This window comes from Nocardia sp. NPDC050717 (assembly GCF_040654275.1).
Classification (GTDB): Bacteria; Actinomycetota; Actinomycetes; order Mycobacteriales; family Mycobacteriaceae; genus Nocardia.
On the sequence record NZ_JBFAHR010000004.1, the window covers coordinates 54759 to 81601 of the forward strand.

The following is a 26843-nucleotide window of genomic DNA, read 5'->3' on the forward strand; positions in this document are numbered from 1 at the left end:
GTCGGCGGGTAGCGCGGTGTCCGAGTGGCGGGTGGCGCCACTGACCGCCGACCGCGTCAGCGCGCTCGCCGCCTGCCACATCGCGACCTGGCGTGAGGCCTACGACACCCTCGTGCCCGGCCACGTGCTCACCGGATTCGATCTGGAACGCTCCGCGCAGACGTGGGAGCGGCGCCGCACCGACGGCGCCCATCGCATCCCGATCGCGCTGGCCGGTGCCGACCTCGTCGGCTTCGCCGCCGCCACGGCAGGCGAACTCGAGGCGCTCTATGTCCGCGCCGCCTGGCACGGCACCGGCGTCGCCGACGCCCTCATCGACGCCGCCGCCCCGGACTCGCCGTGCACCCTGTGGGTCTTCGCCGGCTATCCGCGCGCCCACGCCTTCTACCGCAGGCACGGCTTCACCGACACCGGTGTCCGCCGGGTCGACCCCTTCACCCTGCTGCCCGAGCAATTGTGGCGGCGTGGCCCTCGCTAGGGTGCAGCCATGAGTACCACCGAACCGGTTACCGCTGTCACCCTCGTCGACGGCGTGCTGCAGCTGACCATCGCCACCGCCGCCGCGGGCACCTCGATGAACTTCGACCTGCTCAACCAGGGCACCGAGGCGCTGCGCACCCTCGATCCCGAAGTCGGCGCCGTGCTGCTGACCGGATCGGGCGCCAACTTCTGCGCGGGCGGCAATGTGCACCACTTCGCCGGCGCCGAGGACCGTGGCGCCTACCTGCACCGGCTGGCCTCCGAACTGCACGACTTCGTGCGCGCGCTGGCCGCGACTCCGGTGCCGGTCGTCGCGTCGGTGCACGGCTGGGCCGCGGGCGCGGGCATGAGCCTGGTGTGCGCCGCCGACATCGCCATCGGTGGGCCCTCCACCAAGCTGCGCCCGGCCTACCCCGGCATCGGCCTGAGCCCCGACGGCGGCATGTCGTGGCTGCTGCCCCGCATCGTCGGCACGAGCCGCGCCGCCGAGATCCTGCTCACCGACGCCGTTCTCGACGCCGACGAGGCCGTGCGCCTCGGCATCCTGAGCCGCACCGTCGCCGACGACGAGGTCCGCGCCGAGGCCCTGCGCGTGGCCCAGAGTTTCGTCGCCGGTCCCCGCGCCACGTACGCGGCCATGAAAAAGCTGCTGGCCCAGTCGCCTTCCGCGACACTGGACCAGCAGCTGGACGCCGAACGCGACAGCATCGCCGCCGCCGCGAACAACAGCACCGGCAAGGAAGGCGTCGACGCCTTCGTCGCCAAGCGCAAGCCGAACTACCTGGGACTCAGCTGATCACCACGGGTTTCGGCCGCCTCGCGGCCGAAACCCCGCGGCGCCAGCCGCTTATCAGCACTGCGCGCCGAGGGCGCTGAAGGTGTTCTGCAGCAGGCAGGTCACCTTCGCGTTCACACCGGAGGAGATGGTGGAGGTGCCGGTGGAGGTCCACTCCTCACCGATCTGGGTGGTGGCGACCGGCGCGGCCTGCTCGTTGTAGGGCTCGAGCGCCAGTCCGGCCGCGTTGGCCGAGGCGGCGCCCGCGGTGAGGGCGGCGGCGACGGCGGCGGTCGCGACGGCGGCGCGAACGGTGGTGATGTGCATCGGGTTGTGCTCCTTCATCATTTTTCTTTCGTGCGGACGACGCCCCGGGTCAGGGCAGCCGCCAATCGACGGGCTCGGCACCGAGTTCATCGAGCAGTTCGTTGACCCGGGAGAAGGGCCGCGAACCGAAGAATCCCCGCGAGGCCGACAGTGGTGAGGGGTGCGCCGATTCGATGTAGGGGATCTCGGCGGCGGTGAGGGTGGGTTTGAGGGAGCCCGCGTCGCGGCCCCACAGCACGGCGACCAGCGGCTCGTCCCGGGCGACCAGGGCGCGAATGGCCTGCTCGGTGACCGCTTCCCAGCCTTTGCCGCGATGCGAGGCCGGGGTGCCCGGGGTGACGGTGAGTACCCGGTTCAGCAGCAGCACACCCTGATCCGACCACGGGCTCAGGTCGCCGCAGCTCGGCGTATCGAAGCCGAGGTCCTTGGTGTACTCGGCGAAGATGTTGGACAGGCTGCGCGGCACCGGTGAGACATCGGGCGCGACAGAGAAACTCAGTCCCATCGCGTGTCCCGGCGTCGGGTAGGGGTCCTGGCCGACGATCAGCACGCGCACCGCGTCGAACGGACGACGGAACGCGCGCAGCACGTTCTCCCCGGCGGGCAGATAGCCCCGGCCCGCCGCGTTCTCGGCGCGCAGGAATTCGCCCATCTCGGTGATGCGGTCGGCGACCGGCTCCAGTGCCCGGGCCCAGCCCGGATCGATGATCTCCGACAGTGGTTTGGCACCCATGACCGCACAACCTATCGTTTCCGGCCGGTGGGTGTGACGTCCGCCCCACGGAACGATTCCCAGCCGGTGCCGCCGGTGGGCTCGACGCCGTCCACGGTGACCCCGCTGCCCGCGCCGACCACGCCGATCGGGCGCCACCCCGGCGGCAGCGAGCTGCCGGCGGGCCAGGTGGCGGCGAAGGCGTGATCCTCGCCACCGGCCAGAATCCATTGCGCCGCATCGGCATCCAGTCCGCGCGCCACCGCGGCCAGGTCGGCATCGGCCAGCGCCACGCTGTGCACGTCGACGGCGACACCGGAGGCGGCGGCGAGATGCCCCAGGTCGGCGAGCAGTCCGTCGGAGACGTCGGTGAGGGCGGTCGGCGTGACCTCACCGGTCAGGTCGAGCACGGCGGCGTAGGGCGGCTGCGGAACACGGTGCGCGGCAAGGGCATGCGTGAAGGCGGGTGCGGAAAGGTCGGCGCCGCCGGACAACACGGCCAGCCCGGCGGCGGACCAGCCGAGCTCCCCCGCGACGGCGACGACGTCGCCCACCCGAGCGCCCGAGCGGGTGACGGCGGCCCGTCCACCGAGATCACCGAACGCGGTCACCGAGATCACCAGGTGCTCGCTGTGCACCAGGTCGCCGCCCGCGATGGAGCCACCGGCCCGGCTCGCCTCGGTCCAGAGCCCGTCGGCGAGCCCGGTGACCACCGGAACGGCCGTGTCGGCCGGGCAGCCGAGCGCGACGACGAACGCGGTGGGACGCGCGCCCATGGCGACGATGTCGGCGGCGTTCTGCGCGATGGCCTTGCGGCCGATCTCGACGGGGCTCGACCAGTCGAGCCGGAAGTGCCTGCCCTCGACGAGCATGTCGGTGCTCACCACGAAGCGGCCGTCGGGCGCGGCGATCACCGCGGCGTCGTCGCCCGGCCCGAGCAGCACGTGCGCGGCCTGCTCCCTGCCCGCGTTGATCAGGTCGATCACCGCGAACTCGCCCAGCTCACGCACCGTCCGCGGACGGCTGTCCTCGCTGATGACCGGCCCCTTCCCGCTGTGCTGACGACCGACGAAATCGCCACGACGGTACCCTTTCGGAGGCGATCGGACACAACGGAGAGGACCAGGCGGTTATGGCGGCGGATTCGTCGGACCCGGCAGCGGCGGACGACCGGGACGGAAAGGCACCAGCCGCGGACCCCTCCGCCGACACGACGAAGCCCACCTCGGACACGCCGGAGGCCAGCGCCGAGCCCGACACCGGCTCGGGCGACGCGTCGCCGAGCGCCGATCCCGAGTCCGCTGCGATCCCCCTCACCAAGTCGACCGATGACGCGGGCACCGAGGCCGAGGCGGATTCCGGCACCGCGGCGGCCGATCCGGTGGCCGCGCCCTCCTACTCCCCCGCGCTGATCGCGACCGCCGTCGCGCTTCCGGTCGTGCTGATCGTCGGCGTGCTCGTGGCCGCCGTCATCGCCCTGCGCGCCCCCGTCGAGCGCGAACCGCTCGCCCTCGGCCCCGTCCCGGCCCCCGCGGCCGACAGCCCGGCCTGCCAGGCCGTGCTCCCGGCGCTCCCCGCCGACCTCGGCGACTACACCAAATCGACCCTCGTCGAACCGGCCCCGCCGGCCACCCGCGCCTGGCAGCACCCCGACGGCGGCGAGCCCATCGTGCTGCGCTGCGGCCTGGACCGGCCTCTCGAATTCAACCGAGCGTCCCCGCTACAGGTCGTCAACGGCGTGCAGTGGTTCCAGGTGCGTGACGAGGTCGGCAAGGTCGGCACCTGGTTCGCCGTCGATCGCGAGACCTACATCGCGCTGACCGTCCCCGACGGCTCGGGCGCGGGCGCCATCCAGAACATCTCCGACATCATCAGCGCCCACCTCCCCGCCCGCGAACCAACTCCCGGCGAGCTGTAGTTCAGCCGGAGCACCGGCCGCCACCGCACCCCCACCACGTTTTCGGCCGCCTCGACGCCGAAACCCCGCGGCGCCAGCCGCAGACGACTCAGCGCAGGCCGGTACCGCGGGCGATCGCCGTCTCGATCAGGGTCGACACCAGCGCCGGGTAGTCGATGCCGGTCGCCTCCCACATCCGCGGGTACTGCGAGATCGGGGTGAAGCCCGGCATGGTGTTGATCTCGTTGATCACCGGCCCGTCCGCGGTGACGAAGAAGTCGACGCGGGCCAGTCCCTGGCAGTCCAGCGCGCGGAACGCGCGGATCGACAGCTCGCGGATCTGGTCGGCCACCTCGTCGTCGAGCTTGGCAGGCACATCGAATTCGCACACGTCGTCGAGGTATTTGGTGGCGAAGTCGTAGAACTCGGGGGCGGCGGCGTCGGCATCGGGCATCCGGATCTCGGAGACCACGCTCGCCCGGACCTGCCCGTCGGCGAATTCCAGGACGCCGCACTCGACTTCGCGGCCGACGATGCCCGCCTCGACGATCACCTTCGGGTCGTGTTCGCGCGCCGCGGCGACGGCCGCGTCCAGCTCGGCCCAGTCGGTGATCTTGGTGATGCCGATCGACGACCCGCCGCGCGCCGGCTTCACGAACGCGGGCAGCCCGATCCGTGCGCGTTCCGCGGCGGTCATGGTGGCGGTGCCGGGCCGCAGCACGACCTGCACACCCACGGGCAGCCCCTCGGCGGCGAGCAACTTCTTGGTGAACTCCTTGTCCATGCCCGCGGCGCTGGCCAGCACACCGGCGCCGACGTACGGCACGCCCGCCAGTTCGAGCATGCCCTGCAGCGTGCCGTCCTCGCCGAACGGGCCGTGCAGGATCGGGAACACCACGTCGACGCGGCCGAGCGCGGCGGAGGCGTCGTCGAGGGCCACCAGGGTGCCGGATCTGCTCGGGTCGGCCGCCAGGGTGAGGGCGGTGCCCGTGGCGTCGACGGCGGGCAGCGACCCGTGGCTGAGCGCGAGTTCGCCGATGCCGTCGGCGAGCACCCAGCCACCCTCGGCGGTGATGCCGATGGGTACCGCTTCGTAGCGCGCGGGATCGAGGTTGCGCAGCACGCTGCTCGCCGACACACACGAGACGGCATGCTCGCTGCTGCGTCCGCCGAACACCACGGCCACCTTGATCCGGTTCGTCATGAACGTCACCGTAACGGTTTGACCGGCGCGGGGCGCTATCGCCCTACTCGGGTTTGATCCGGCGGCCCAGCAGACTGCCGACCGCCTCGCTCACCGAAAGTCCCTCGTGGCACACCCGGTGCACCGCGTCGGTCAGCGGCATCTCCACCTGATGCGCCGCAGCCAGCGCGCGCACCGATGTGCACGACTTCACACCCTCGGCGACCTGGCCATTGGTCGCCTCCTGCGCGGCCAGCATGGACCCGCCCGCGCCGAGCACCGCGCCGAAGGAGCGATTGCGCGACAGCGGCGAGGTACAGGTGGCCACGAGATCGCCCACACCGGCGAGCCCGGCCAGGGTGACCGGCTGCGCGCCGAGCGCGACGCCGAGCCGGATCACCTCGGCGAGGCCACGGGTGATGAGGCTCGCGATGGTGTTGTCGCCGAGGCCCATTCCGGCGGCGATACCGCAGGCCAGCGCGATGACGTTCTTGCACGCGCCGCCGATCTCGCAGCCGATGACGTCGGTGTTGGTGTAGGGCCGGAAGTAGCCGGTGGCGCACGCCCGCTGCGCCACCTCGGCGCGCTCGGGATCGGTGCAGGCGATCACCGTGGCCGTCGGCTGGCACTGCACGATCTCGCCGGCCAGGTTCGGCCCGGAGAGCACCGCGATCCGACCGGGGTCGGCGCCGGTGACCTCCTCGATCACCTGGCTCATCCGCAGCAGCGTGCCGGTCTCGATGCCCTTGGCCAGGCTGAGCAGGGTGGCGTCGGGTCCGATGTCGCCCTTCCAACGGTCCAGATTCGCGCGCAGCGACTGCGAGGGCACGGCGAGCACCACCAGGTCGACCCCGTCGAGCGCGGCCCGCGCGTCGGCGGTGGCGCGCACCGGCGGCAGCTGCACGCCGGGTAGATAGAACGGGTTGCGATGTTCGCTGTTCAGCGCCTCGGCCACCTCGTCGCGTCTGGCCCAGATCGTGACCTCGGTCCCCGCCTCCGCCAACACCTTCGCGAACGCGGTGCCCCACGACCCCGCGCCCATCACCGCCGCCCTCGTCATCTGCTCAATATGCCATGCAAGGATTGAGGGCATGCGTCCGCACACCGTGCACGCCGTGATGGCGGTCAAGCACATCGATCGGGCCAAGAGCAGGCTGGCCGACATGCTGACTCCCGAACAGCGGGAGCGGCTGGTCCTCGCCATGTTCGCCGACACGGTGGTCGCCGCGACGGCGGTGCCCGAGGTGCTGTCGCTGACCGTGGTCACGCCCGATCCGCTGGTCGCCGCCCGCGCCGCGGCGCTGGGCGCGCACGTCATCGACGAGCCCGCGGGCGCATCGGACCCGCTCAACTCCGCGCTGGCCGCGGGTGCGGCCGACGTGCGGGACCGGCACGGTCCGGCCCATCTGCTGGCCCTGCAGGCCGACCTGCCCGCGCTGCGCCCGGCCGAACTGGCCGACCTGCTCACCGTGGCGCCGCACGGCGTGCGTTCGGTCGTCGTCGACCACACCGGCACCGGAACCGCGGCCCTGCTCGTGCGCGACACCGTCGCCGACCTGGCGCCGCGCTTCGGCGTCGATTCGGCCGGCGCCCACCGCGCCGCGGGCGCGCACGTCCTCACCGGGCACTGGCCCGGGCTGCGCTGCGATGTCGACACCCCCGCGGATCTCGACACGGTCCGTACGATCGGTGTCGGGACCCATACCGCGGCCACCTTGCGCGCGTTCGGATTGCCCGCGCACAGCGGCGATCCCGTGCGCACGGTGTGCTAGAGGGTCGCCACGACCGAGTCCTCGGTGTGAGTCCCCCGATGTCGTACTGCGAACTGCGCGGTTTGTAGGGGATGATTGACAGCGTGAGCGATACGGAAACCATCAAGCAGCAGGCCCCGATTTCCCCGCCACCCGCGGCCGCCAACGGCGCGGGCTCCGACACCACCACCCAGCGATTGCCCCGGGATCGCTACCTCAACCGGGAACTCAGCTGGCTGGACTTCAACGCCCGCGTGCTCGCGCTCGCCGAGGACGCCTCCCTGCCGCTGCTCGAGCGCGCCAAGTTCCTGGCGATCTTCGCCTCGAATCTCGACGAGTTCTACATGGTCCGTGTCGCCGGCCTCAAGCGCCGCGCCGAGACCGGGCTGTCGGTCCGCTCCGCCGACGGCCGCTCACCCTCGGAACAGCTGGAGATGATCGCCGCGCGCGCCCAGGAACTGGCCGCCCGGCACGCGCGCGTGTTCATCGACGACGTCAATCCGGCGCTGAGCGCCCACGGCATCGACCTGATCGGCTGGGCCGACCTCGACGACGACGAACGGCAGCGCCTCTCGGGCTATTTCACCGATCAGGTGTTCCCCGTGCTCACACCGCTGGCCGTCGACCCCGCCCACCCGTTCCCCTATATCTCGGGCCTGAGCCTGAATCTGGCGGTGACGGTGAAGGACGCCGACACCGGCGGTGAGCATTTCGCCCGCGTGAAGGTGCCCGACAACGTCGATCGCTTCGTGCGCGTGCGGCGCACCGCGGCGCCCTCGGCGATCGCGGCGTTCCTGCCGATGGAAGAACTCATCGCCGCGCACCTCGATCTGCTCTTCCCCGGGCTGACCGTGGTGGAGACCCATTCGTTCCGGATCACCCGCAACGCCGACTTCGAGGTCGACGAGGACCGCGACGAGGATCTGCTGCAGGCGATGGAGCGCGAGCTGGCGCGGCGCCGTTTCGGCAAGCCGGTGCGGCTCGAGGTCTCCGACGACATGACCGAGCACATGCTCGAACTGCTGCTGCGCGAACTCGAGGTCGATCCGGCCGACGTGATCCAGGTGCCCGGCCTGCTCGACCTGTCGTGCCTGATGCAGGTGTACGGCGTCGACCGGCCCGATCTCAAAGACGCGCCCTATGTTCCGGCCACTCCCGCCGCCTTCGGTGAACGCGAGACCCCGCGCAACGTCTTTTCGGCGCTGCGCGAGGGCGATGTGCTGGTGAACCACCCGTACGACTCGTTCTCCACGAGCGTGCAGCGCTTCATCGAGCAGGCCGCCGCCGACCCGCAGGTGCTGGCGATCAAGCAGACCCTGTACCGCACCTCCGGTGATTCGCCGATCATCAACGCGCTGATCGAGGCCGCCGAGGCAGGTAAGCAGGTCGTCGCGCTGGTGGAGATCAAGGCCCGCTTCGACGAACAGGCCAACATCAAGTGGGCGCGCGCGCTGGAACAGGCGGGTGTGCACGTGGTGTACGGCCTGATCGGCCTGAAGACCCACTGCAAGACCTGCCTGGTGGTGCGCCGGGAAGGGTCGACCATCCGGCGCTACTGCCACATCGGCACCGGCAACTACAACCCGAAGACGGCCCGGCTCTACGAGGACTTCGGGTTGTTCACGGCCGCACCGGAGATCGGCGCCGACCTGACCGACCTGTTCAACTCGCTGACCGGGTACTCCCGCAAGGAGGACTACCGCAACCTGATGGTCGCGCCGCTGGGCGTGCGCGACGGCATCATCGAGCGGATCGACCGCGAGATCGAACTGGCCGAGCAGGGCGACACCGCCGCCCGAATCCGGCTGAAGGCCAATGCCATCGTCGACGAGCAGATCATCGACGCGCTCTACCGGGCGTCCCTGGCCGGCGTGCCGGTCCAGATCGTGGTGCGCGGCATCTGCGGGCTGCGTCCCGGCGTCGCGGGGCTGAGCGAGAACATCGAGGTGCGCTCGATCCTCGGCCGGTTCCTCGAGCACTCCCGGGTGATCGAGTTCGGCGCGCAGGCCCAGACCTGGATCGGCAGCGCCGACATGATGCACCGCAATCTCGACCGCCGGGTCGAGGTGATGGTCCAGGTGAAGGACCCGCGCCTGGCCGAACAGCTCTCGGTGGTCTTCGATTCGGCGCTGGACCCGATGACGCGCTGCTGGGTGCTCCGCCCGGACGGTCGATGGCAGGCCAGCCCGACCGATGCCGATGGCGAGCAGGTCCGCGACCATCAGCAGTTCCTCATGCGCCTGCGACGCCCCGATCAGCAGTGAGCGAAGGCGCAGGGCTGTCCATGCGGGATCCCCGTGTGCAAGCCAATATCTACGCGGCCGGGGCCCTGGTGTGGCGCGCGGGCGACAAGGGCCCGGAGATCGCGGTGATCCACCGCCCGAAATACGGGGACTGGTCGCTGCCCAAGGGCAAGCTCGACCCCGGGGAGACACCGATCGTCGCCGCGGTGCGCGAGGTCGGCGAGGAGACCGGTCTGCCGTGCACCCTCGGCCGGTTCCTCGGGCACGTCACCTATCCGATCCCGGGCCACCGTCAGCTCAAACGGGTCTATTACTGGGCGGCCGAGGCGAAGGCGGGCGAGTTCACCGTCAACGACGAGGTCGACCAGTTGCGCTGGTATCCGCTGGACCGGGTGATGGATCAGCTGTCCTATCCGATGGACCGTCAGGTCGTGCGGATGTTCGCCCGGCTGCCCGCGCGCACCGCGACGGTGCTGCTGGTTCGCCACGCCAAGGCGGGCAAGCGCGGCAAGTTCGACGGGCCCGACGCGCAGCGCCCGCTGGAACCGGCGGGTGCCGCGCAGGCGAAGGCGTTGACGCCGAATCTGCTGGCGTTCGGGGCATCCGAGATCCACTCGGCCGATCCGCTGCGCTGCGTGCAAACCGTGACCCCGTTGGCGGAAGCGCTGAACACCGAAATCAATTGCGAGCCAATGTTTTCCGAGCAAGGTTACGATTCAGCGAAAGACGCGGCGCGACAACGATTTCTGTCGTTGATCACCGATCGGGGCGTCCCGGTGGTGTGCAGTCAGGGCGGGGTGATTCCCGATCTCGTGCAATGGCTCGCCGAGCGGGGCGAGCTCAGCCTGCCGCCCGCGCGCAATCGCAAGGGCAGCGTCTGGGCATTGTCGTTCACCGACGACCGATTGGTCGCGGCCGACCATCTGGACCGCGCACTCACGACCGGATTCGTCAAAGCCTAGAGCGGCCCGACCCGAAACAGCCGAAACGGCCCCGGAATCCCCGGGGCCGTTCTCGGTCCAGTGGTGGGTGATGCGGCCTACGTGCACATTCCCCGACCTGATCCCGCTGCGGCGGGATCAACATCAACGAGCACGACGGGCGGCAGTCTTCTTCGCAGCTGTCTTCTTGGCGGGGGCCTTCTTGGCGGCCGTGGTCTTCTTGGCGGCGGCGGTGGTGGTCTTCTTGGCCGCCGTCGTCACCTTCTTCGCGGGCGTCTTCTTCGCCGCGGTCACTTTCTTTGCCGCCGTGGTCTTCTTGGCGGCGGCGGTCTTCTTCGCGGCGGCCGTCGTCGTCGTGGTCTTCTTGGCGGCGGGGGCCTTGGTGGCTGCCTTACGGGCGGTGGTCTTGGCGGGGCCCTTCGACGGCGTCGCCTTCTTGGCGGCGGTCTTCTTGGCCGCCGTCTTCTTGGCTGCCGCCTTCTTCGCCGCCACGGGGGCGTTCACGCCCCGCTTCACGGCGGGTCCCGACGCGGCCAGCTTCTGCTTGCCCGCGATCACCGCCTTGAACTGAGCACCGGGCCGGAAGGCAGGCACCGAAGTCGCCTTCACCTTCACGGTTTCCCCGGTACGCGGGTTGCGGGCAACCCTGGGGGCACGCTTGCGCTGTTCGAACACACCGAATCCGGTGATCGTGACGCTTTGACCTTTGTGCACGGCGCGAACGATGGTGTCGACCACGTTCTCGACAGCCGCAGTAGCCGTGCGCCTGTCCGTACCCAACTTTTCGGTCAGAACGTCGATCAGTTCCGCCTTGTTCATTGAATCCTCCGCAGACTAATGGCCCGTCGTCGGACCGACTAGGTACCACGGTAAACCCAGTTTGGGCAAGAGTCTATGTGCCACGCCAAAATTCATGTGGTTTAGCACACGTCCAGCTACCGCCCCCAGGGGATGCGCCGCCAATCGCCGGTGGTGATTACGCTTGCGAAATAGGCTCCGGCAGCGTCACGGGTTTCCATGACGGCCTAGCCTTTTCGAACTCGCCGATCGTCGCGGCCTGCCGCAACGTGAGCCCGATGTCGTCCAAACCCTCCAGCAGACGCCACCTGGTGTAGTCGTCAATATCGAACGGCAACACGACGGTTCCCGCCGTCACGGTGCGCGCGGAGAGGTCGACAACCAATTCGAGACCCGGCTGTTCCTCGATCAGCTTCCACAGCATTTCGACATCGTTCTGTGACATCTGCGCGGCCAACAGGCCGCCCTTCCCCGCATTCCCCCGGAAGATGTCGGCGAAACGCGAGGAGATCACGACCCGAAAGCCGTAGTCCGACAGCGCCCACACCGCGTGCTCCCGGGAGGACCCGGTGCCGAAATCCGGTCCGGCGACCAAGACGCTGCCGCGGGAGTACGGCTCGGTGTTCAGAATGAAGTCCGGATCCGCCCGCCAACCGGCGAACAAGCCGTCCTCGAAACCCGTACGGGTCACCCGCTTCAGGTAAACGGCCGGGATGATCTGGTCGGTGTCGACATTGGACCGGCGCAGCGGCACCCCGATGCCTTTGTGAACAGTGAAGGCTTCCATAACGATTCTCCTTCGATCGTGGAGGTCGGGCGCTCAGGCCAGATCGGCGGGCGAGGACAGGGTTCCGCGGACGGCGGTCGCGGCGGCCACCAGCGGCGAGACCAGGTGGGTGCGGCCACCCTTGCCCTGCCTGCCTTCGAAATTACGGTTGGAGGTGGAGGCGCAGCGCTGGCCGGGCTCGAGCTGATCGGGATTCATGCCGAGGCACATCGAGCAGCCCGCCTGGCGCCATTCCGCGCCGGCGGCGGTGAAAATCTCGCCGAGTCCTTCTTTTTCCGCCTGCGCCCTGACCTTCATCGACCCGGGTACGACCAGCATTCGCACACCGTCGGCGACGTGACGTCCCTTCAAAACATCGGCCACCGCGCGCAAATCCTCGATCCGCCCGTTGGTGCAGGAACCGACGAAAACGGTGTCGACGCTGACCTCACGCAGCGGCGTGCCCGGCGTCAGGTCCATGTAGCGCAACGCCTTCTCGGCGGCGTCGCGCTCGCTCTCGTCGGCGATCTGGGCGGGGTCGGGGACGTTCGCGCCCAGCGGCAGGCCCTGGCCCGGGTTGGTGCCCCAGGTGACGAACGGGGTCAGCGTGTCGGCGTCGATGTGCACCTCGGCGTCGAAAACCGCGCCCTCGTCGGTCTTCAGCGCCTCCCAGGCGGCCACCGCGGCGTCCCAGTCGGCGCCCTGCGGCGCGTGCGGGCGGCCCTTCAGGAATTCGTAGGTCACCTCGTCGGGGGCGATCATGCCGGCGCGGGCGCCCGCCTCGATGGACATGTTGCAGATGGTCATCCGCGCTTCCATCGACAGCTTGCGGATCGCCTCGCCGCGGTACTCCAGCACATAGCCCTGGCCGCCGCCGGTGCCGATCTGCGCGATCACGGCCAGGATCAGGTCCTTGCTCGTGACGCCCGGCGCCAATTCGCCGTCGACGGTGATGGCCATCGTCTTGAACGGGCGCAGCGACAGCGTCTGGGTGGCGAGCACGTGCTCGACCTCGCTGGTGCCGATGCCCATGGCCAGCGCGCCGAACGCGCCGTGGGTGGAGGTGTGGCTGTCGCCGCACACCACGGTCATGCCCGGCTGGGTCAGCCCCAGCTGCGGGCCGACGACGTGCACGATGCCCTGCTCGGTGTCGCCCATCGGGTGCAGGCGCACGCCGAACTCGGCGCAGTTGCGGCGCAGCGTCTCCACCTGGGTGCGCGAGATCGGGTCGGCGATCGGCTTGTCGATGTCGACGGTGGGGACGTTGTGGTCCTCGGTCGCGATGGTGAGATCGGGACGGCGCACCGGCCTGCCCGCCGCCCGCAGCCCGTCGAAGGCCTGCGGACTGGTCACCTCGTGCACGAGGTGGAGATCGATGTAGATCAGGTCGGGTTCACGGGAGGAACCATCGCCTTCGCCAGGGACGACGACGTGCTGTTCCCACACCTTCTCGGCCAGTGTGCGGGCGCGCTCGGCCATTGCTTGATCACCTTTCGACGGACATACTTGGTATCTCAAGATATGAGACGTTAGTATCGTTCTATGAGACAGCATAGCGGTATCGGTGTTCTCGACAAAGCCGTGGCGGTGCTCTACGCCGTCGCGGACGAGCCATGTGGTCTCAACGACCTGTGCACCCGCACCGGCTTGCCCCGCGCCACGGCGCACCGGCTGGCGGTCGGGCTGGAGACGCACCGGCTACTGGCCAGGGACGGCAACGGGCTGTGGCGCCCCGGCCCCGCCCTCACCGAGTTGTCGGCGGGGGCCACCGATCCACTGGTGGAGGCGGCAGGGGCCATTCTGCCCCGCCTGCGCGAGATCACCGGCGAGAGCGTCCAGCTGTACTGCCGCGACGGCAACGCCCGCGTCTGCGTGGCCGCCCTTGAGCCGCCCGTCGGCCTGCGCGACACGGTGCCCGTCGGCTCACGACTACCGCTCACCGCGGGCTCGGCGGCGAAGGTGCTGATGGCGTGGGCCGATCCGGAGTTACAGCGCACCGTCCTGGCCGACGCGGTGTTCGGCGACCGGGCGCTCGCCGAGGTCCGCAAGCGCGGCTGGGCGCAGAGCGCCGCGGAACGCGCGCAGGGTGTGGCCAGCGTCTCCGCCCCGGTGCGCGACGCGGCCGGCGCCGTCGTGGCCGCGGTCTCGGTGTCGGGACCGATCGACCGGATGGGACGCAGGCCCGGCGCGCGCTGGGCGGCGGATCTGGTCGCCGCCGCCGAGGCACTGCACAAGAGACTGTGAACGAGAAAGACCCCCGGTCGAATATCGACCGGGGGTCTTTCTTTGTAGCCCCGACGGGATTTGAACCCGCGCTACCGCCTTGAGAGGGCGGCGTCCTAGGCCGCTAGACGACGGGGCCAGGACGATCTCACCGAAGTGAAACCTTGCTGGGGTACCAGGACTCGAACCTAGAATGGCTGAACCAGAATCAGCTGTGTTGCCAATTACACCATACCCCAAGGATGGAAACGCTCGGCCCCCATCTCACCGAGTGGTTGTCGGTGTTGCGAGGCCGTGTTCCGCGGCGAGAAGAAGATTACCAAACACAGTGGGGTAAACTACAAATCGCCTGGTCAGAAGCCTATTTTTGGCTGTTTTTCGGCTCCGGGGCGGGGCCGTGCCCCGCCCCGGGGACGCTCACTCCGCCGTGGGCACCCAGCCGCGGGCCGCGCGCAGCCGGTCGAGGGAGATCTCGCGCCCGAGCAGCTCCATCGACTCGTAGAGCGGCGGGCTGATGTGCGAGCCCGTCACGGCCACCCGCACCGGCGCGAACGCCTTGCGCGGCTTGAGCCCCAGATCCTCGATCAGGGCCTTCTTCAGCGCCTCTTCCAGGGCCGGGGTGGTCCACTCGGTCAGCGGCTCCACCGCGGCGATCGCGGCGTCGAGCACCGGATCGACCTCCGCGCCGAGGTTCTTGCTCCCGGCGGCCTGGTCGACGGCGAACTCCGCGGGCGCCACGAACAGGAACTTCAGCAGGTCCCACGCGTCGCCGAGCACCACGATGCGGGTCTGCACCAGTTCGGCCGCGGCCAGGAAGGTCGTCTCGTCGATTTCGGCGCCGATATGCCCCTGCGCGGTGAGATACTCGCGCAGCCGGTGGCCGAAATCACCCGGCTCGAGCAATCGAATCTGCTCGGCGTTGATGGCGTCGGCTTTCTTCTGATCGAATCGCGCCGGATTCGAATTCACGGTCGAAATGTCGAACGCGGCGACCATCTCCGCCATGGAGAACACGTCGCGGTCCTCGGCGATACTCCAGCCGAGCAGGGCGAGGTAATTCAGCAAACCCTCGGGGATGAATCCGCGATCCCGGTGGACGAACAGATTCGATTCGGGATCGCGCTTGGACAGCTTCTTGTTGCCCTGGCCCATCACGAATGGCAGATGGCCGAACTCGGGAGTGAACTCGGCGACCCCGATACGCCGCAGCGCCGCGTACAGCGCGAGCTGACGCGGTGTCGAGGACAGCAGATCCTCACCACGCAGCACGTGCGTGATCCTCATCAACGCGTCGTCGACCGGATTCACCAGGGTGTAGAGCGGGTCGCCGTTGCCGCGGGTGAGCGCGAAATCGGGCACGGTCCCGGCCTTGAAGGTCGTTTCCCCGCGCACCAGATCGTTCCAGCTGAGATCGGTTTCGGGCATCCGCAACCGGATCACCGCGGGCCGTCCCTCGGCTTTGTAGGCCGTGATCTGCTCGGCCGTCAGATCGCGGTCGAAATTGTCGTAGCCGAGTTTCGGATCGCGGCCCGCGGCGCGGTGACGGGCCTCCACCTCCTCCGGCGTGGAGAAGGACTCGTAGGCCTCGCCGGCCTCGACCAGCTTGCGCACGACGTCGAGATGCAGATCGCGGCGCTGCGACTGCCGGTAGGGCTCGTACGGGCCGCCGACCTCGGGGCCTTCGTCCCAGCTCAGCCCGAGCCAGCGCAGCGCGTCGAGGATCGCCTGGTAGGAATCCTCGGAATCGCGTGCGGCGTCGGTGTCTTCGATGCGGAAGACGAAGGTGCCGCCGTGATGGCGCGCGTACGCCCAGTTGAACAGCGCCGTGCGGATCAGGCCGACGTGCGGCGTGCCGGTCGGCGACGGGCAGAAACGGACCCGTACTTCAGTCATGACTCTCTCTCCGCGGTATCAGCGCTTGGTGGCAACGGGATTGGTGAGGGTGCCGATGCCCTCGACGGTGACCGACACGTTCTGCCCGGCCTGCAGCGGGCCGACGCCTTCCGGTGTGCCGGTGAGGATCACGTCACCGGGCAGCAGGGTCATCACGGTCGACACCCATTCGATGATCTTCGGGATGTCGTGCAGGAACAGCGAGGTGCGGCTGCGCTGGCGGACCTCGCCGTCGACCTCGGTGACCAGTTCCAGATCGGCTGGGTCCAGCGCGGTTTCGATCCAGGGGCCGAGCGGGCAGAACGTGTCGTAGCCCTTCGCGCGGGTCCACTGTCCGTCGTGGCGCTGCTGGTCACGCGCGGTGACGTCGTTGGCGACCGTGTACCCGAGGATGACCTCGGCGGCCTTGGCCGCAGGCACGTCCTTGCAGGGGCGGCCGATGACCACGGCCAGCTCGCCCTCGAAGTCCACCTGGGAAGAGCTGGGCGGCATGATGATCGGCGCGTTCGGGCCGACGATCGAGGTGTTCGGCTTGATGAAGATCACCGGATCGACCGGCGCCTCGCCGCCCATCTCGGCCGCGTGGGCGGCGTAGTTCTTGCCGATGCAGATCACCTTGCTGGCCAGGATCGGCGCCAACAGGCGCACATCGGCCAGCGGCCAGCTCCGCCCGGTGAACGTCGGATTGCCGAACGGGTGTTCGGCGATCTCCTTGGCGGTGGCATCGCTTCCGTCGCCCTCGATACTGACGAACGCGACTCCATCCGGACTGGCAACTCGACCTAAGCGCATGCCCCGGAGTCTATCGAGGCGTGCCCACCTGCCCGAACGCGCCCGTGACGCGGCACGCGCCCGGCGATAGCCGTGCCGCATCGCGGTGCGAAGACTCACACCGATGTGATTCGAAGGCGCTGCCCCCGTGCGGGATTCGCCGCCGGCGCGTCGCGGACGGGCTGTGATCTGTCAGACACCGAAATCGAGGGCGCGATTCGGCGGTCACCGGTGTAGCGTGAGCACTGATGTTCAAACCTTGAGACATCAATCTCAAATATTGAGATGCAATCGTGCAATTCGGGCGAGGTGAGAATCGTGACAGAGGTGCGGCCGACGGTCGAGGTGCCCCGGATCGGCGACGGCAGACGCTGGCTCATGCTCGCCCTCGGCGTCTTCGCGCAGACCTCGAGTTCGATGTTCATCCACGGCACTCCGTTCCTGCTGCCCGCCCTCACCGCGCGCGGCGATTCGCTGGCCGCCGCGGGCGCACTGGTGGCGCTGCCGACCGTCGGGCTGGTGTGCACGCTGATCGCGTGGGGCTATGTCGTCGACCGGATCGGCGAACGCGTCGTGCTGGTGGCGGGCACAGCGCTGATGTGCGCCGCCGGTGTCGGCGCCGCGCTGGTCGACAATCCATCCGCGTTCGGCGCGCTGCTGTTCCTCGGCGGCGTGGGCGCGGCCAGTTCCAACGGCGCCAGCGGCCGGGTGATCGTCGGCTGGTTCCCGCCGCAGCGCCGCGGCCTGGCGATGGGCATCCGGCAGACGGCGCAGCCACTGGGCGTCGGCCTGGGCGCGCTGAGCATTCCGTGGGTCGCCGCGCAGCACGGCATCCCGGCCGCGCTGCTGGTCCCCGCGCTCCTGGCCGGCCTCGCGGCGGCCGGCTGCCTGGTCGGGATCATCGATCCGCCCCGTCCGCCCGTCAAGGCCGCCGACCGCGCCAACCCCTACCGGGGCGACTCCACCCTGTGGCGCATCCACGGCGTCTCGATTCTGCTCGTCTTCCCGCAGGCGACCCTGTGGACCTTCGCGCTGATCTGGCTGCATCGCGACCTGGGTTGGTCGCTGGCCGCCGCGGGCACGCTGATGACGGTGACCCAGTTCCTCGGCGCCGCGGGCCGCATCGGCGCGGGCGCCTGGTCGGATCGGGTCGGCAGCAGGCTCACGCCGCTGCGGCAGGTGGCGATCGCCGCGGTCGTGTCGATGGCGGCGCTGGCGGTGACCGCGTGGACCGGCTGGTGGTGGGTGGCGGTACCGCTGATGGTCATCGCCTCGGTCGTCTCGGTGTCCGACAACGGGCTGGCCTTCACCGCCGTCGCCGAGATCGCCGGTCCGTTCTGGTCGGGCCGTGGGCTCGGTATCCAGAACACGGGCCAGAATCTCGTCATCGCCGCCATTCCCCCGGTTTTCGGCGCCCTGATCACCGCGACGAACTACCCCACCGCGTTCGCGTTCGCGGCCGTGGCTGCCGTCGCCGCGGTGCCCCTGGTCCCCCGCGACAAGCGAAACTGACACCACCACAGCGCGTTTCGGCGCGAGATCGAAACACGTTGCACCGCTGAGGATTCACCGAGGCATAAGAGATCGGCCCGTGTCGTCACATGACGACACGGGCCGATCGTGCGTTCAGCGTCCTCAGACGATGGCGGCGATCCGGTCGCCCACCTCGACGGTGGAGGCGGTGCCGGTGCGCGAGGCCAGGTCCTTGGCGACGGCGGACTCGATGCGCGCGGCGCCCTCGGTGTTGCCGAGGTGGTTGAGCAGCAGCGAGACCGACAGGATGGCGGCGGTCGGGTCGGCCTTGGACTGGCCCGCGATGTCGGGGGCACTGCCGTGCACCGGCTCGAACATCGACGGGTTCACCCCCGAGGCGTCGATGTTGCCCGAGGCGGCCAGGCCGATGCCACCGCTGACGGCGGCGGCCAGGTCGGTGATGATGTCGCCGAACAGGTTGTCGGTGACGATCACGTCGAAGCGGCCCGGGTCGGTCACCATGTGGATGGTGGCGGCGTCGATGTGCTGGTAGGCGGTCTGCACCTCGGGGAACTCCGCGGCGACCTCGTTCACGGTGCGCTGCCACAGCGACCCGGCGAAGGTGAGCACGTTGTTCTTGTGCACCAGGGTCAGGTGCTTGCGGCGCGCCTGCGCGGTGGCGAAGGCGTAGCGGACCACGCGCTCGATGCCGAAGCGGGTGTTGGTGGACACCTCGGTCGCCACCTCGTGCGGGGTCTCGACGCGGATCGCGCCACCGGTGCCGGTGTAGGGGCCCTCAGTGCCCTCGCGCACGACCACGAAGTCGATGTCGGGGTTGCCCGCCAGCGGGCTGGTGACGCCCGGGTACAGCCGCGACGGACGCAGGTTCACGTGGTGATCCAGCGCGAAGCGGGTCTTGAGCAGCAGGCCGCGCTCGAGCACGCCGCTGGGCACCGACGGATCGCCGATCGCGCCGAGCAGGATGGCGTCGTGCTGCTTCAGCTCGGGCAGCACCGACTCCGGCAGGATCTCGCCGGTGCGGTGGTAGCGGGCGGCGCCCAGGTCGTACTCGGTCTTCTCGACACCCGGCGAGACCACGTCGAGCACCTTGAGCGCCTCGGCGATGACCTCGGGGCCGATGCCGTCACCGGCGATGACTGCGAGTTTCATGAACTAACTCCGTTCGAAGTCGGGCGGTCGTGCCGCGCCGCGGATACAGGTGCGCGCCGTCACCGTGGGGTGACGGCGCGCTACTGCCGATGTCCCGGAGACCGGGACGTCACAACTCAGGCCAGGTCGACGAGCACGACCTTCGACGCGCCGACGGCCTCGGCGATCGCGGTCTGCACCTCGGTGGGCACCTCGCGGTTGACGCGCAGCACCACGGTGGCGCCCTCGGCGTCCACGTCCTGGCTCAGCTGCGCGGCCAGGATGTCGATCTCGGCCTCGCCCAGCTTGGTGCCGATCTTGCCCAGCGCGCCCGGCTTGTCGCCGTAGTTCAGCACGGCCAGGTTCAGGCCCTCGGCGCGCATGTCGTAGTTGCGGCCGTTGATGTTGACGATCTTCTCGACCAGGTTCGGCTCGGTCAGCGTGCCTGCCACGTTCAGGGTCGAGCCGTCGCCGAACACGGCGCGCAGGTCGACGACGCTGCGGTGGTTCGGGCTCTCGGTGGCGGTGGTGACCTCGGCGGTGATGCCGCGCTCCTTGGCCAGCGCCGGGGCGTTGACGAAGGTGACCTGGTCCTCGACCAGCGCCGAGAACACCCCGCGCAGGGCGGACAGCTCCAGCACGGCCACGTCCTGCGAGGCCAGCTCGCCGCGCACCTGCACCTCGACGCTGACGGGCAGCTCGTTGGCGATGGCGCCCAGCAGCGCGCCCTGCTTGCGGACCACGTCCAGCCACGGCGCGACGACGTCGTTGACGGCGCCACCGGTGACGTTCACCGCGCCCGGCACGAACTCACCGGCCAGCGCCAGCAGCACCGACTTGGCGACATCGGTGCCTGCGCGGTCCTGGGCCTCGGCGGTGGAGGCACCCAGGTGCGGGGTCACGACGACCTCGGGCAGCTCGAACAGCGGGCTGTCGGTGCACGGCTCGGTCTCGAACACGTCCAGGCCCGCGGCCCGCACGTGGCCGGACTTGATCGCGTCGGCCAGCGCCTGCTCGTCGATCAGGCCACCGCGCGCGGCGTTGACGATGATGACGCCCGGCTTGGTCTTGGCCAGGGTCTCGGCGTTGAGCATGCCCTTGGTCTCGGGGGTCTTGGGCAGGTGGATGGAGATGAAGTCGGCGCGCTCGAGCACCTCTTCCAGGCTCAGCAGCTCGATGCCCAGCTGGGCGGCGCGCGCGGGCGAGGTGTAGGGGTCGTACGCGACGATCTTGGTCTCGAAGGCCGCCAGACGCTGCGCGAACAGCTGGCCGATGCGGCCCAGGCCGATGACGCCCACGGTCTTGCCGAGGATCTCGACACCGTTGAACTTGCTGCGCTTCCAGGTCTTCTCACGCAGGGTCGCGTCGGCGGCCGGGATCTGGCGCGCGGCGGCGAGCAGCAGGGTGACGGCGTGCTCGGCGGCGGTGTGGATGTTGGAGGTCGGGGCGTTGACGACCATCACGCCACGCTCGGTGGCGGCGGGCACGTCGACGTTGTCGAGGCCGACGCCGGCACGGGCGACGATCTGGAGCTTCTTGCCCGCCTCGAGCACCTCGGCGTCGACGGTGGTCGCGGAACGCACGAGCAGCGCGTCGGCCTCGGGCACCGCGGCGAGCAGGGCCGGGCGGTCGGGGCCGTCGACCCAGCGAACCTCGACACCGTCACCGAGCGCGTCGACGGTCGACTGGGCGAGCTTGTCGGCGATCAGAACTACAGGACGGCCTGCTTGGCTCACTGTGGGGTACTCCTGGGGAAGAAAGGGGTCGGCAGTTACCGCCGACCAGGATAGTCGGCGAGGTTCGGTTGCCCTTACCCCCCTGCCGAAAACCGGGTGAATCCTGGGCGGCGCGCCGCCTACCATCGCCCCATGTCCATGCGCACCGTCCCCGCCTCGATGGATCCGGCCGTCGTCGCCGCCGTCGACGCCGAGCTCGACCGGGTGGCGGCCGCGCACGGGGTCACCATCCGCCTGGCCATCGAAAGCGGCAGCCGTGCTTGGGGTTTCCCCTCGCCGGACTCCGACTACGACTGCCGGTTCGTCTACGTGGCCGGCCTCGAGACCTATCTGTCGCCCTGGCGTACGCGCGATGTGATCGAGACGCCGCTGGTTGGCCTGCTCGATGTGAACGGCTGGGATCTGGCCAAGGCGTTGCGCCTGCTCGTGCAGGGCAACGCGGTGCTGATCGAGTGGTTGATGTCACCCATCGTCTATCGCGGCGACGCGGCGTTTCGCGCCCGGTTGCGCGAGGTGGCGGCCGAGGTGGCCGATCGCGACCGGGTGGCGCGGCACTACCTGCACCTGGGCGCGCGTCAGTACGCGCTGTTCGAGCGCAACGGCGGTTTGAAGAAGGTGTTCTACGCGCTGCGGCCCGCGATGGCGCTGCGCTGGTTGCGCGAGCATCCCGGCGCCGCGGTGGCGCCGATGCATCTGCCGACGCTGCTGGCCGAATGCGAGCTGCCCGCCGACTTCGTCGCCGCGGTCACCGACCTGACGGAGCTGAAGTCGCGGACCAGGGAAATGGGCGCCGGCGCGGTCCCGGCTCCGATCGCTGCCTTCATCAGTGCCGAATTCGACACGGCGACAATGGTGTTCGCCTCGCGCGAGCCCCGCGACCTGACCGCGGCGCGGGCGATCACCGACGAGTTCTTCCGGGCGGAGGCCCTCGCCGTGGGCTGAGCGACCCCCCGGAAACGCAGAAACTCCGCACCGGTCCGGTGCGGAGCTTCAACTCATACGCTGGTCAGCGCAGGAACTAGATGACGCGAACGTCCTGTGCCTGCGGGCCCTTCTGGCCCTGACCGATCTCGAACTCCACACGCTGACCCTCGTCGAGGGAGCGGAAGCCCGAGCCGCTAACAGCCGAGTAGTGCACGAAGACGTCGGGTCCGCCGCCGTCCTGCGCGATGAAGCCGAAGCCCTTCTCGCTGTTGAACCACTTCACAATGCCCTGAGCCATTTCTAAAACCTTCTGTAGACGAGCCAGGTCCTAATAGTCCGGTCCCGGTCTCCCCAACAACAATGCCATGATCCGACGAATTCGGCCACACCCGTCTCGGTCGACTGTGAGGAACCCAACGCCGACCCGTCGGAGGCTGGGACGCTCACACACTCCACGGCGGATGCTCAGCGTATGCCGAGGTGGTAGCGGCGCGGATGCCACATTCTCCGTGCGCATCCGGTGAAACCGACCGCCCCGCTTCACCATCGATTCCTCTACGCTCCGCCGACAGCACACCGTCACCGCCCCTAGAAATTTGACGAAACCCAGTACGGCAAATTTTCTACCAGCGTATTTTCCGTGTTCGTGAGGCAGTGAACACCTCGCGGAGTAGCGCGCAAGGGAGCAGATAGTGCTGGACATCAACCATTTCACTTACGGCTGGATCACCCCGCTGCTGGCCTATCTCATGTCCGTCCTCGGGTCGATGCTGGCGCTACGTTGCATGGTTCGCTCGCGCGCCTCCGGTAACCACGGCGGCTGGCTGACGGCGGCCGCCATCGCACTCGGCGGTACCGGAATCTGGGTCATGCATTTCATCGCGATGCTCGGATTCTCCGTGCACGGCGCGACCATCCGATACAACGTGCCGATCACCCTGTTCAGCGCCGCGGTCGCGATGGCGGTGGTGTGGTTGGGCCTGTCGATCGTGGTGCGCCGCAGCTGGGACAGCGCCGCGTTGCCGGTCGGCGGCACGATCACCGGACTCGGGGTCGGCGCGATGCACTACGCGGGCATGTACGCGATGAAGACCGACATCGAGATCGTCTACGACCCGCTGGTGGTGGCGTTGTCGATGGTGATCGCGGTGGTCGCCGCGACGGCCGCGCTGTGGTTCGCCCTGCACATCCACGGCATCATGGCGACGATCGGCGCCGCCCTGCTGATGGGCGTGGCGGTCACCGGCATGCACTACACCGGCATGTTCTCGATGAGCGCGCACACCAGCGCCCATGTCGCCCACGCCGCGGGCGCGACCGCGACCCAGCTGCTCACTCCGCTGATCGTCAGCATCAGCATGGTGACCATGATCCTGCTGATGCAGGTCGGCATCACCGAGGCGGAGGACCCCAACCTGACCAGGCCCGTCCACGGCCAGCGCGCCAGCCGCTTCTGGCCGAGCGGCCAGAACTGACGCCCGAACTTGTCGTACCCCGCTGGGACAATCAGGAGGTAGCGAATCACCGGCCGGGCCTGGGCTCGGCCGAGTCTCACCGGGGGTCAACTTGCTGAATCTCATCATCGTGGCCGCGCTCTGCGCCGGTATCGGCGCTGTCGCCCTGCTCGCCGCCTCGATCGCCGAATCCCGCGCGACCGACGCACTGACCGCCTCGCACACCGCGTCGCATTTCATCGGCGACGGTAACCCCACCGGCAGCTTCTTCGTCCTGCGGGCCCGCCACGACCGGTTGCATCGGCTCAGCACCCGGCTGTTGGCCGTGTGCGCGGTCGCCGCGCTGGCCGCGACCGGGTTCGCGATCTACGCCGTCGCCGTCTACTGACCGCTAGAGGACCCGGACGTGGTGCGCTTCCGGACCACGCCGGGTCTCCCTGATCCCGAATTCCACCCGCTGACCGGCTCGCAAGGTGCGGAAACCCGCACCGACGAGCTCGGTGTACTCGACGAAGATCTCGGCCCCGCCCGCGTCCGGGGTGATGAACCCGAATCCCTTGCCGCTGTCGAACCAGCTCACCACGCCGCTCGCCATCGACCAGCCTTCCGAATCATTTGCCTGACATGCTGATTCGTCCATGGTCGCACGCCCGGGCCGTCCGCCCCGCATGCCGGGTGACCGGATGCGGCCGCGACACGTCCGCGTGCCGCGGCGAGGAGCCGATCGCGGGCCCGCGACCTCGATAGACTCCCGCATGGTCTCTCCTGGACTGACGCCTCGGCCGGATCGGAGATTCGTGCACACAGACGAGCAGCGGCGCGCGACGGGCCACGACACCCGACCGCGCACCGTGGCATGGATCCGATGAAGTCCCCGGCGCGGCGTCAGATCCGCACCATTGTCAAAGCGCTGACGGTGTTCGTCGCGGCGTCGGTCGCGGTGCTGGCCATCATGCTGCCGATCAGTTTCGCCGCGCTCGCCTCCGCCCGCCGTCTCGACCTGCTGGTGTTCAACATCCCGCGCGCGATGACCGGCGGCGCGTTCGTCGCGGTCATCACCGCCGCGATCACCGTGGCGGTCGGCAGTGCCCGCGCCGCCAGGTGGACCGCGCTGATCGCGCTGTCCGGCATCCTGCTGACCCACCTGGCACTCGCCCCGACCAGTGACCCCACCCAGGTCACCGGGCTCTCCCTGCCCACCCTGAACTTCGTCGACGCCCTGCTGGCAGGCGCCGCGCTCGGCGCGCTGGCGGTCGCGGTGTGGGACGAGCCGCTGCCGCGCACCGTCTTCCTGTTCGCCGTGCCGAGCGCGACCGTCCTCGGCGATCTCACCGAGACACCCACCGACAAGTCCTCCGCGGGGTTCGCCGGCGTGCTGGCCGGCTCGCTGCCGCTGTGGTTCATCGGCGCCAGCGTGCTCGCGCTCGCCTACTTCGCGATCACGGCCGAGGCCCGGCCGCACCGCCTCCTCGACACCGCGATCCCACTGGCGCCGGTGTTCGCGGCGGTCATCGCGTTCTCGACGATTCTGACGACCTCCCTGGCCCTGGCCGACAGCGAGCATCACGTACTCGCACTGATTCTCGGCGCCGTGGTGGTGGTCGCGGCGGCGACCGCGGCGGCGCTGATCCTGCCCGACCGCGACGGCCTGCTCCTGCTGTTGATGACCGGCTTCGCCGTCACGGGCAGTCTCGTCATCACGCTGCCGCGCTCAGGGTGGATCGACGTGGGCACCGTTGTCGCGGTAGGTGCCGGACTGCTGGCGGGCCGGCGCGGTCCGCGTCCCCTGTTCGCCGCGGCCGCCGTCGTCGCGCTGGCCGTGTTCGTCCTCGCCACCGATGTGATCGAACCACCGGCGAACTGGATCGCCGCGCTCGGTTGCCTCGCTCTCGGCGCGGTCTGCGGCTACTGCGTCGGCTGCGCCGTCCCCGCGAGCCCGGCCTCGGCCACCGTCGGCCTCGCGATCCTGTTCGTCCCGTCCCTCGGTGTCGCCTTGAGCGACAACCGCTTCGGCCACCTGGCCTACTCGTCGACCTGGTACCGCACCGCCGACGTCCATCGCGACGCGACGCCGGCTCTCATCGCCCTCGTGATGGCCTGCGGCTGCGCCGTCGTCATCGCCCTGCTCCTCCGCCACCGCTCCGAACCGAGCTGATCAGGGCTCCTGCCAACCGAATTCGGCAAACGTCCGCCCGGCGACCACCGCATCGAGCGCGACACGGCAGTACTCCACCATGTCCGCGGGCAATTCACCGACGGGGAACCAGCGCAGTTCCGAACACTTGTCCGGCTCACGGTTGCTCACCTCGCCCCGCCATCGCCGCACGACGAAGAACATCTGCACCCGTTCGTGACTGTGCAGCACATGCGCGAATTCCACATCACCCGCGTCGATCTCGACCCCGACCTCTTCGCGCGCCTCCCGGATCAGCCCCGCGACCGCCGTCTCCCCCGCCTCGAGATGTCCCGCGGGCACGTGGAACAACCCGTCACCGAAGCCGGTCCCGAGCCTGCGTCCCAACAGCACCCGGCCGTCCGCGTCGAGCAACACCAGATGAACCCCGACGAGCACCCGATACTTCGCCACTGTGACAGCCTACCGAGAACCGCCAGACCGCCCCTATCACAGCCGATTTCGGGGTATACCCAGTGCATGAGTTTCCCGGTGACCTTCGGGCTCGCCCAGATCGGCCTGCTCCTCCTGATCGCCCTCGCCCTGCTGGTCGCCGCGGTGCTCGCGGCCCGGCGCCACCGCGGCACGAAAGCCATCGCCGCGCGCGGTCTCCCCGGCCTGGCACTACTCCTGGTGGCCGTGCTCCTGCTCTGGATCGCCACCCTCCTCCAGACCTACCTCGGCCTCACCGGCGAGATCAAGGCCGCCCACGTCATCGCGAAACCCGTTGCCGGACAAGACGCCCAACTCGACATCGAACTCACCCTGTTCGGCGAAGACGGAGCCCCCGACACCACCTCCACCCACCGCATCGAAGGCAACCTCTGGGTCCTCCAAGCCAACATCGTCGAGCTCCACCCCTGGGTCAACGCCCTCGGCTTCCACTCCGGCTACAAGATCACCCGCCTCTACGGCCAACGCCTCGACGGCAAATCCCCCACCCAGGACCACCTCTTCCTCAACGGCGGCGACCGAGACTTCTTCGAAGACATGAACTCCGGATCCTGGTACACCTCCCCCTTCGTCAAGTCCGCCTACGGCAACGCCGTCATCGCCACCCCGGGCGAGTTCGACGTCCTCATCTCGAGGGATGCCATCAAGGTCCGCCAATCGAACTGATCCACTTGTCGTTCTTCAACGCTGTGCCGTTCGATCGGCTGTCATCCCAAGGAGC

The 26843-nt window shown here is 69.3% G+C and carries 28 protein-coding genes and 2 tRNA genes; 13 read left to right on the forward strand and 17 right to left on the reverse strand.

From position 1 onward, the window contains the following. The first annotated feature begins 16 nt into the window (after positions 1-16). Both AB0H56_RS10845 and AB0H56_RS10850 read left to right on the forward strand, forming a co-directional pair. On the forward strand, positions 17-478 hold the full coding sequence (locus AB0H56_RS10845) for a GNAT family N-acetyltransferase (protein ID WP_357160384.1): 462 nt from the start codon (positions 17-19) through the stop codon (positions 476-478). Between the two features lie 9 nt (positions 479-487). Continuing rightward, on the forward strand, positions 488-1276 hold the full coding sequence (locus AB0H56_RS10850; protein WP_357160387.1) for an enoyl-CoA hydratase-related protein: 789 nt from the start codon (positions 488-490) through the stop codon (positions 1274-1276). 54 nt (positions 1277-1330) lie between these two features. On the opposite strand, the gene AB0H56_RS10855 is transcribed toward AB0H56_RS10850, so the two are convergent. Genes AB0H56_RS10855 through AB0H56_RS10865 form a run of 3 tightly spaced genes read right to left on the reverse strand, consistent with a single transcriptional unit; the run spans position 1331 to position 3331 of the window. Then, on the reverse strand, positions 1331-1582 hold the full coding sequence (locus AB0H56_RS10855; protein ID WP_232999956.1) for a hypothetical protein: 252 nt from the start codon (positions 1580-1582) through the stop codon (positions 1331-1333). Between the two features lie 49 nt (positions 1583-1631). After that, a complete protein-coding gene (locus AB0H56_RS10860; protein WP_110035927.1) occupies positions 1632-2315 on the reverse strand; it encodes a uracil-DNA glycosylase in 684 nt (227 codons plus the stop codon). A gap of 11 nt (positions 2316-2326) precedes the next feature. Continuing rightward, positions 2327-3331 carry a thiamine-phosphate kinase gene (locus AB0H56_RS10865; RefSeq protein ID WP_357161238.1) on the reverse strand — a complete coding sequence of 335 codons (1005 nt, stop codon included), beginning with the start codon at positions 3329-3331 and terminating at the stop codon, positions 2327-2329. Between the two features lie 344 nt (positions 3332-3675). Here AB0H56_RS10865 and AB0H56_RS10870 point away from each other — a divergent pair, with 344 nt between their 5' ends. After that, on the forward strand, positions 3676-4212 hold the full coding sequence (locus AB0H56_RS10870; RefSeq protein WP_357161241.1) for a DUF3515 domain-containing protein: 537 nt from the start codon (positions 3676-3678) through the stop codon (positions 4210-4212). Positions 4213-4300: 88 nt separating this feature from the next. Here the strand turns inward: AB0H56_RS10870 and AB0H56_RS10875 are convergent, their stop codons facing one another. Next, on the reverse strand, positions 4301-5395 hold the full coding sequence (locus tag AB0H56_RS10875; RefSeq protein ID WP_357160392.1) for a D-alanine--D-alanine ligase family protein: 1095 nt from the start codon (positions 5393-5395) through the stop codon (positions 4301-4303). Positions 5396-5438: 43 nt separating this feature from the next. Beyond that, on the reverse strand, positions 5439-6434 hold the full coding sequence (locus AB0H56_RS10880) for an NAD(P)H-dependent glycerol-3-phosphate dehydrogenase (RefSeq protein ID WP_357160395.1): 996 nt from the start codon (positions 6432-6434) through the stop codon (positions 5439-5441). Positions 6435-6465: 31 nt separating this feature from the next. On the opposite strand from AB0H56_RS10880, the gene cofC reads away from it, so the two are divergent. The 3 genes from cofC to AB0H56_RS10895 all read left to right on the forward strand — a co-directional run bounded on the left by cofC (position 6466) and on the right by AB0H56_RS10895 (position 10330). Continuing rightward, positions 6466-7146, forward strand: a complete 681-nt coding sequence (cofC, locus tag AB0H56_RS10885) for a 2-phospho-L-lactate guanylyltransferase (protein ID WP_357160398.1) — start codon at positions 6466-6468, stop codon at positions 7144-7146. 71 nt (positions 7147-7217) lie between these two features. Further along, entirely contained in the window at positions 7218-9389 is a 2172-nt protein-coding gene (locus AB0H56_RS10890; RefSeq protein WP_357160401.1) for an RNA degradosome polyphosphate kinase, read from the forward strand. A gap of 20 nt (positions 9390-9409) precedes the next feature. Continuing rightward, entirely contained in the window at positions 9410-10330 is a 921-nt protein-coding gene (locus AB0H56_RS10895; protein ID WP_357160404.1) for a bifunctional NUDIX hydrolase/histidine phosphatase family protein, read from the forward strand. 123 nt (positions 10331-10453) lie between these two features. Here AB0H56_RS10895 and AB0H56_RS10900 read toward each other — a convergent pair whose 3' ends face one another. From AB0H56_RS10900 to leuC, 3 genes are all read right to left on the reverse strand, one after another. Beyond that, positions 10454-11128, reverse strand: coding sequence for an HU family DNA-binding protein (locus AB0H56_RS10900; RefSeq protein ID WP_357160407.1), 675 nt, complete (start codon positions 11126-11128; stop codon positions 10454-10456). Between the two features lie 157 nt (positions 11129-11285). After that, positions 11286-11894, reverse strand: a complete 609-nt coding sequence (gene leuD / locus AB0H56_RS10905) for a 3-isopropylmalate dehydratase small subunit (protein ID WP_110035935.1) — start codon at positions 11892-11894, stop codon at positions 11286-11288. Positions 11895-11927: 33 nt separating this feature from the next. Further along, entirely contained in the window at positions 11928-13352 is a 1425-nt protein-coding gene (gene leuC, locus AB0H56_RS10910) for a 3-isopropylmalate dehydratase large subunit (protein ID WP_357160411.1), read from the reverse strand. Positions 13353-13415: 63 nt separating this feature from the next. Between leuC and AB0H56_RS10915 the strand changes: the two genes are divergently transcribed. Continuing rightward, a complete protein-coding gene (locus tag AB0H56_RS10915; RefSeq protein WP_110035937.1) occupies positions 13416-14117 on the forward strand; it encodes an IclR family transcriptional regulator in 702 nt (233 codons plus the stop codon). Between the two features lie 45 nt (positions 14118-14162). On the opposite strand, the gene AB0H56_RS10920 is transcribed toward AB0H56_RS10915, so the two are convergent. The 4 genes from AB0H56_RS10920 to AB0H56_RS10935 all read right to left on the reverse strand — a co-directional run bounded on the left by AB0H56_RS10920 (position 14163) and on the right by AB0H56_RS10935 (position 16781). Beyond that, positions 14163-14235 (reverse strand) — tRNA-Glu (locus AB0H56_RS10920). Positions 14236-14263: 28 nt separating this feature from the next. Continuing rightward, positions 14264-14335 (reverse strand) — tRNA-Gln (locus AB0H56_RS10925). A gap of 178 nt (positions 14336-14513) precedes the next feature. Next, the gene (gltX, locus tag AB0H56_RS10930) at positions 14514-15989 is read right to left on the reverse strand and encodes a glutamate--tRNA ligase (RefSeq protein WP_357160415.1); all 1476 of its coding nucleotides are present in this window, start codon (positions 15987-15989) and stop codon (positions 14514-14516) included. Positions 15990-16007: 18 nt separating this feature from the next. Then, a complete protein-coding gene (locus AB0H56_RS10935; RefSeq protein WP_357160418.1) occupies positions 16008-16781 on the reverse strand; it encodes a fumarylacetoacetate hydrolase family protein in 774 nt (257 codons plus the stop codon). A gap of 357 nt (positions 16782-17138) precedes the next feature. Here AB0H56_RS10935 and AB0H56_RS10940 point away from each other — a divergent pair, with 357 nt between their 5' ends. After that, positions 17139-18272 carry an MFS transporter gene (locus tag AB0H56_RS10940; RefSeq protein WP_357161244.1) on the forward strand — a complete coding sequence of 378 codons (1134 nt, stop codon included), beginning with the start codon at positions 17139-17141 and terminating at the stop codon, positions 18270-18272. A gap of 123 nt (positions 18273-18395) precedes the next feature. Here AB0H56_RS10940 and AB0H56_RS10945 read toward each other — a convergent pair whose 3' ends face one another. Both AB0H56_RS10945 and serA read right to left on the reverse strand, forming a co-directional pair. Then, positions 18396-19403: a 3-isopropylmalate dehydrogenase gene (locus AB0H56_RS10945; RefSeq protein ID WP_357160421.1), complete on the reverse strand. Its 1008-nt coding sequence runs from the start codon at positions 19401-19403 to the stop codon at positions 18396-18398. Between the two features lie 116 nt (positions 19404-19519). Beyond that, positions 19520-21118 (reverse strand): phosphoglycerate dehydrogenase, encoded by a 1599-nt coding sequence (gene serA / locus AB0H56_RS10950; protein ID WP_357160424.1) that lies wholly within the window; start codon positions 21116-21118, stop codon positions 19520-19522. Between the two features lie 132 nt (positions 21119-21250). Here serA and AB0H56_RS10955 point away from each other — a divergent pair, with 132 nt between their 5' ends. Next, the gene (locus AB0H56_RS10955) at positions 21251-22060 is read left to right on the forward strand and encodes a nucleotidyltransferase domain-containing protein (protein WP_357160427.1); all 810 of its coding nucleotides are present in this window, start codon (positions 21251-21253) and stop codon (positions 22058-22060) included. 76 nt (positions 22061-22136) lie between these two features. On the opposite strand, the gene AB0H56_RS10960 is transcribed toward AB0H56_RS10955, so the two are convergent. After that, entirely contained in the window at positions 22137-22340 is a 204-nt protein-coding gene (locus tag AB0H56_RS10960) for a cold-shock protein (protein ID WP_019048280.1), read from the reverse strand. Between the two features lie 394 nt (positions 22341-22734). Here AB0H56_RS10960 and AB0H56_RS10965 point away from each other — a divergent pair, with 394 nt between their 5' ends. Together AB0H56_RS10965 and AB0H56_RS10970 are read left to right on the forward strand one after the other, a co-directional pair. Next, positions 22735-23517: an MHYT domain-containing protein gene (locus AB0H56_RS10965; RefSeq protein WP_232999967.1), complete on the forward strand. Its 783-nt coding sequence runs from the start codon at positions 22735-22737 to the stop codon at positions 23515-23517. Positions 23518-23608: 91 nt separating this feature from the next. Further along, positions 23609-23884, forward strand: a complete 276-nt coding sequence (locus AB0H56_RS10970) for a hypothetical protein (RefSeq protein ID WP_110035941.1) — start codon at positions 23609-23611, stop codon at positions 23882-23884. Between the two features lie 3 nt (positions 23885-23887). Here the strand turns inward: AB0H56_RS10970 and AB0H56_RS10975 are convergent, their stop codons facing one another. Further along, positions 23888-24091, reverse strand: a complete 204-nt coding sequence (locus tag AB0H56_RS10975; protein ID WP_232999969.1) for a cold-shock protein — start codon at positions 24089-24091, stop codon at positions 23888-23890. Positions 24092-24361: 270 nt separating this feature from the next. Between AB0H56_RS10975 and AB0H56_RS10980 the strand changes: the two genes are divergently transcribed. Further along, complete coding sequence (locus AB0H56_RS10980) at positions 24362-25651, forward strand: hypothetical protein (protein WP_357160432.1); 1290 nt, start codon at positions 24362-24364, stop codon at positions 25649-25651. On the opposite strand, the gene AB0H56_RS10985 is transcribed toward AB0H56_RS10980, so the two are convergent. Further along, entirely contained in the window at positions 25652-26083 is a 432-nt protein-coding gene (locus AB0H56_RS10985; RefSeq protein WP_357160435.1) for an NUDIX domain-containing protein, read from the reverse strand. 66 nt (positions 26084-26149) lie between these two features. Here AB0H56_RS10985 and AB0H56_RS10990 point away from each other — a divergent pair, with 66 nt between their 5' ends. Beyond that, a complete protein-coding gene (locus AB0H56_RS10990; protein WP_357160438.1) occupies positions 26150-26788 on the forward strand; it encodes a hypothetical protein in 639 nt (212 codons plus the stop codon). The last annotated feature ends 55 nt before the right edge of the window (positions 26789-26843 follow it).

Bases quoted from the DNA above. Each gene is read 5' to 3' on its own strand.
- AB0H56_RS10955 (WP_357160427.1), top strand. From the start codon at position 21,251: ATGTCCATGCGCACCGTCCCCGCCTCGATGGATCCGGCCGTCGTCGCC.
- cofC (WP_357160398.1), top strand. From the start codon at position 6,466: ATGCGTCCGCACACCGTGCACGCCGTGATGGCGGTCAAGCACATCGAT.
- AB0H56_RS10960 (WP_019048280.1), bottom strand. From the start codon at position 22,340: ATGGCTCAGGGCATTGTGAAGTGGTTCAACAGCGAGAAGGGCTTCGGC.
- AB0H56_RS10935 (WP_357160418.1), bottom strand. From the start codon at position 16,781: ATGCGCTTAGGTCGAGTTGCCAGTCCGGATGGAGTCGCGTTCGTCAGT.
- AB0H56_RS10895 (WP_357160404.1), top strand. From the start codon at position 9,410: ATGCGGGATCCCCGTGTGCAAGCCAATATCTACGCGGCCGGGGCCCTG.
- AB0H56_RS10880 (WP_357160395.1), bottom strand. From the start codon at position 6,434: ATGACGAGGGCGGCGGTGATGGGCGCGGGGTCGTGGGGCACCGCGTTC.
- AB0H56_RS10945 (WP_357160421.1), bottom strand. From the start codon at position 19,403: ATGAAACTCGCAGTCATCGCCGGTGACGGCATCGGCCCCGAGGTCATC.
- AB0H56_RS10975 (WP_232999969.1), bottom strand. From the start codon at position 24,091: ATGGCGAGCGGCGTGGTGAGCTGGTTCGACAGCGGCAAGGGATTCGGG.
- AB0H56_RS10850 (WP_357160387.1), top strand. From the start codon at position 488: ATGAGTACCACCGAACCGGTTACCGCTGTCACCCTCGTCGACGGCGTG.
- AB0H56_RS10980 (WP_357160432.1), top strand. From the start codon at position 24,362: ATGAAGTCCCCGGCGCGGCGTCAGATCCGCACCATTGTCAAAGCGCTG.
- AB0H56_RS10875 (WP_357160392.1), bottom strand. From the start codon at position 5,395: ATGACGAACCGGATCAAGGTGGCCGTGGTGTTCGGCGGACGCAGCAGC.
- AB0H56_RS10900 (WP_357160407.1), bottom strand. From the start codon at position 11,128: ATGAACAAGGCGGAACTGATCGACGTTCTGACCGAAAAGTTGGGTACG.
- AB0H56_RS10915 (WP_110035937.1), top strand. From the start codon at position 13,416: ATGAGACAGCATAGCGGTATCGGTGTTCTCGACAAAGCCGTGGCGGTG.
- leuD (WP_110035935.1), bottom strand. From the start codon at position 11,894: ATGGAAGCCTTCACTGTTCACAAAGGCATCGGGGTGCCGCTGCGCCGG.
- AB0H56_RS10860 (WP_110035927.1), bottom strand. From the start codon at position 2,315: ATGGGTGCCAAACCACTGTCGGAGATCATCGATCCGGGCTGGGCCCGG.
- AB0H56_RS10990 (WP_357160438.1), top strand. From the start codon at position 26,150: ATGAGTTTCCCGGTGACCTTCGGGCTCGCCCAGATCGGCCTGCTCCTC.
- leuC (WP_357160411.1), bottom strand. From the start codon at position 13,352: ATGGCCGAGCGCGCCCGCACACTGGCCGAGAAGGTGTGGGAACAGCAC.
- AB0H56_RS10890 (WP_357160401.1), top strand. From the start codon at position 7,218: ATGATTGACAGCGTGAGCGATACGGAAACCATCAAGCAGCAGGCCCCG.
- AB0H56_RS10855 (WP_232999956.1), bottom strand. From the start codon at position 1,582: ATGCACATCACCACCGTTCGCGCCGCCGTCGCGACCGCCGCCGTCGCC.
- AB0H56_RS10940 (WP_357161244.1), top strand. From the start codon at position 17,139: ATGCTCGCCCTCGGCGTCTTCGCGCAGACCTCGAGTTCGATGTTCATC.
- gltX (WP_357160415.1), bottom strand. From the start codon at position 15,989: ATGACTGAAGTACGGGTCCGTTTCTGCCCGTCGCCGACCGGCACGCCG.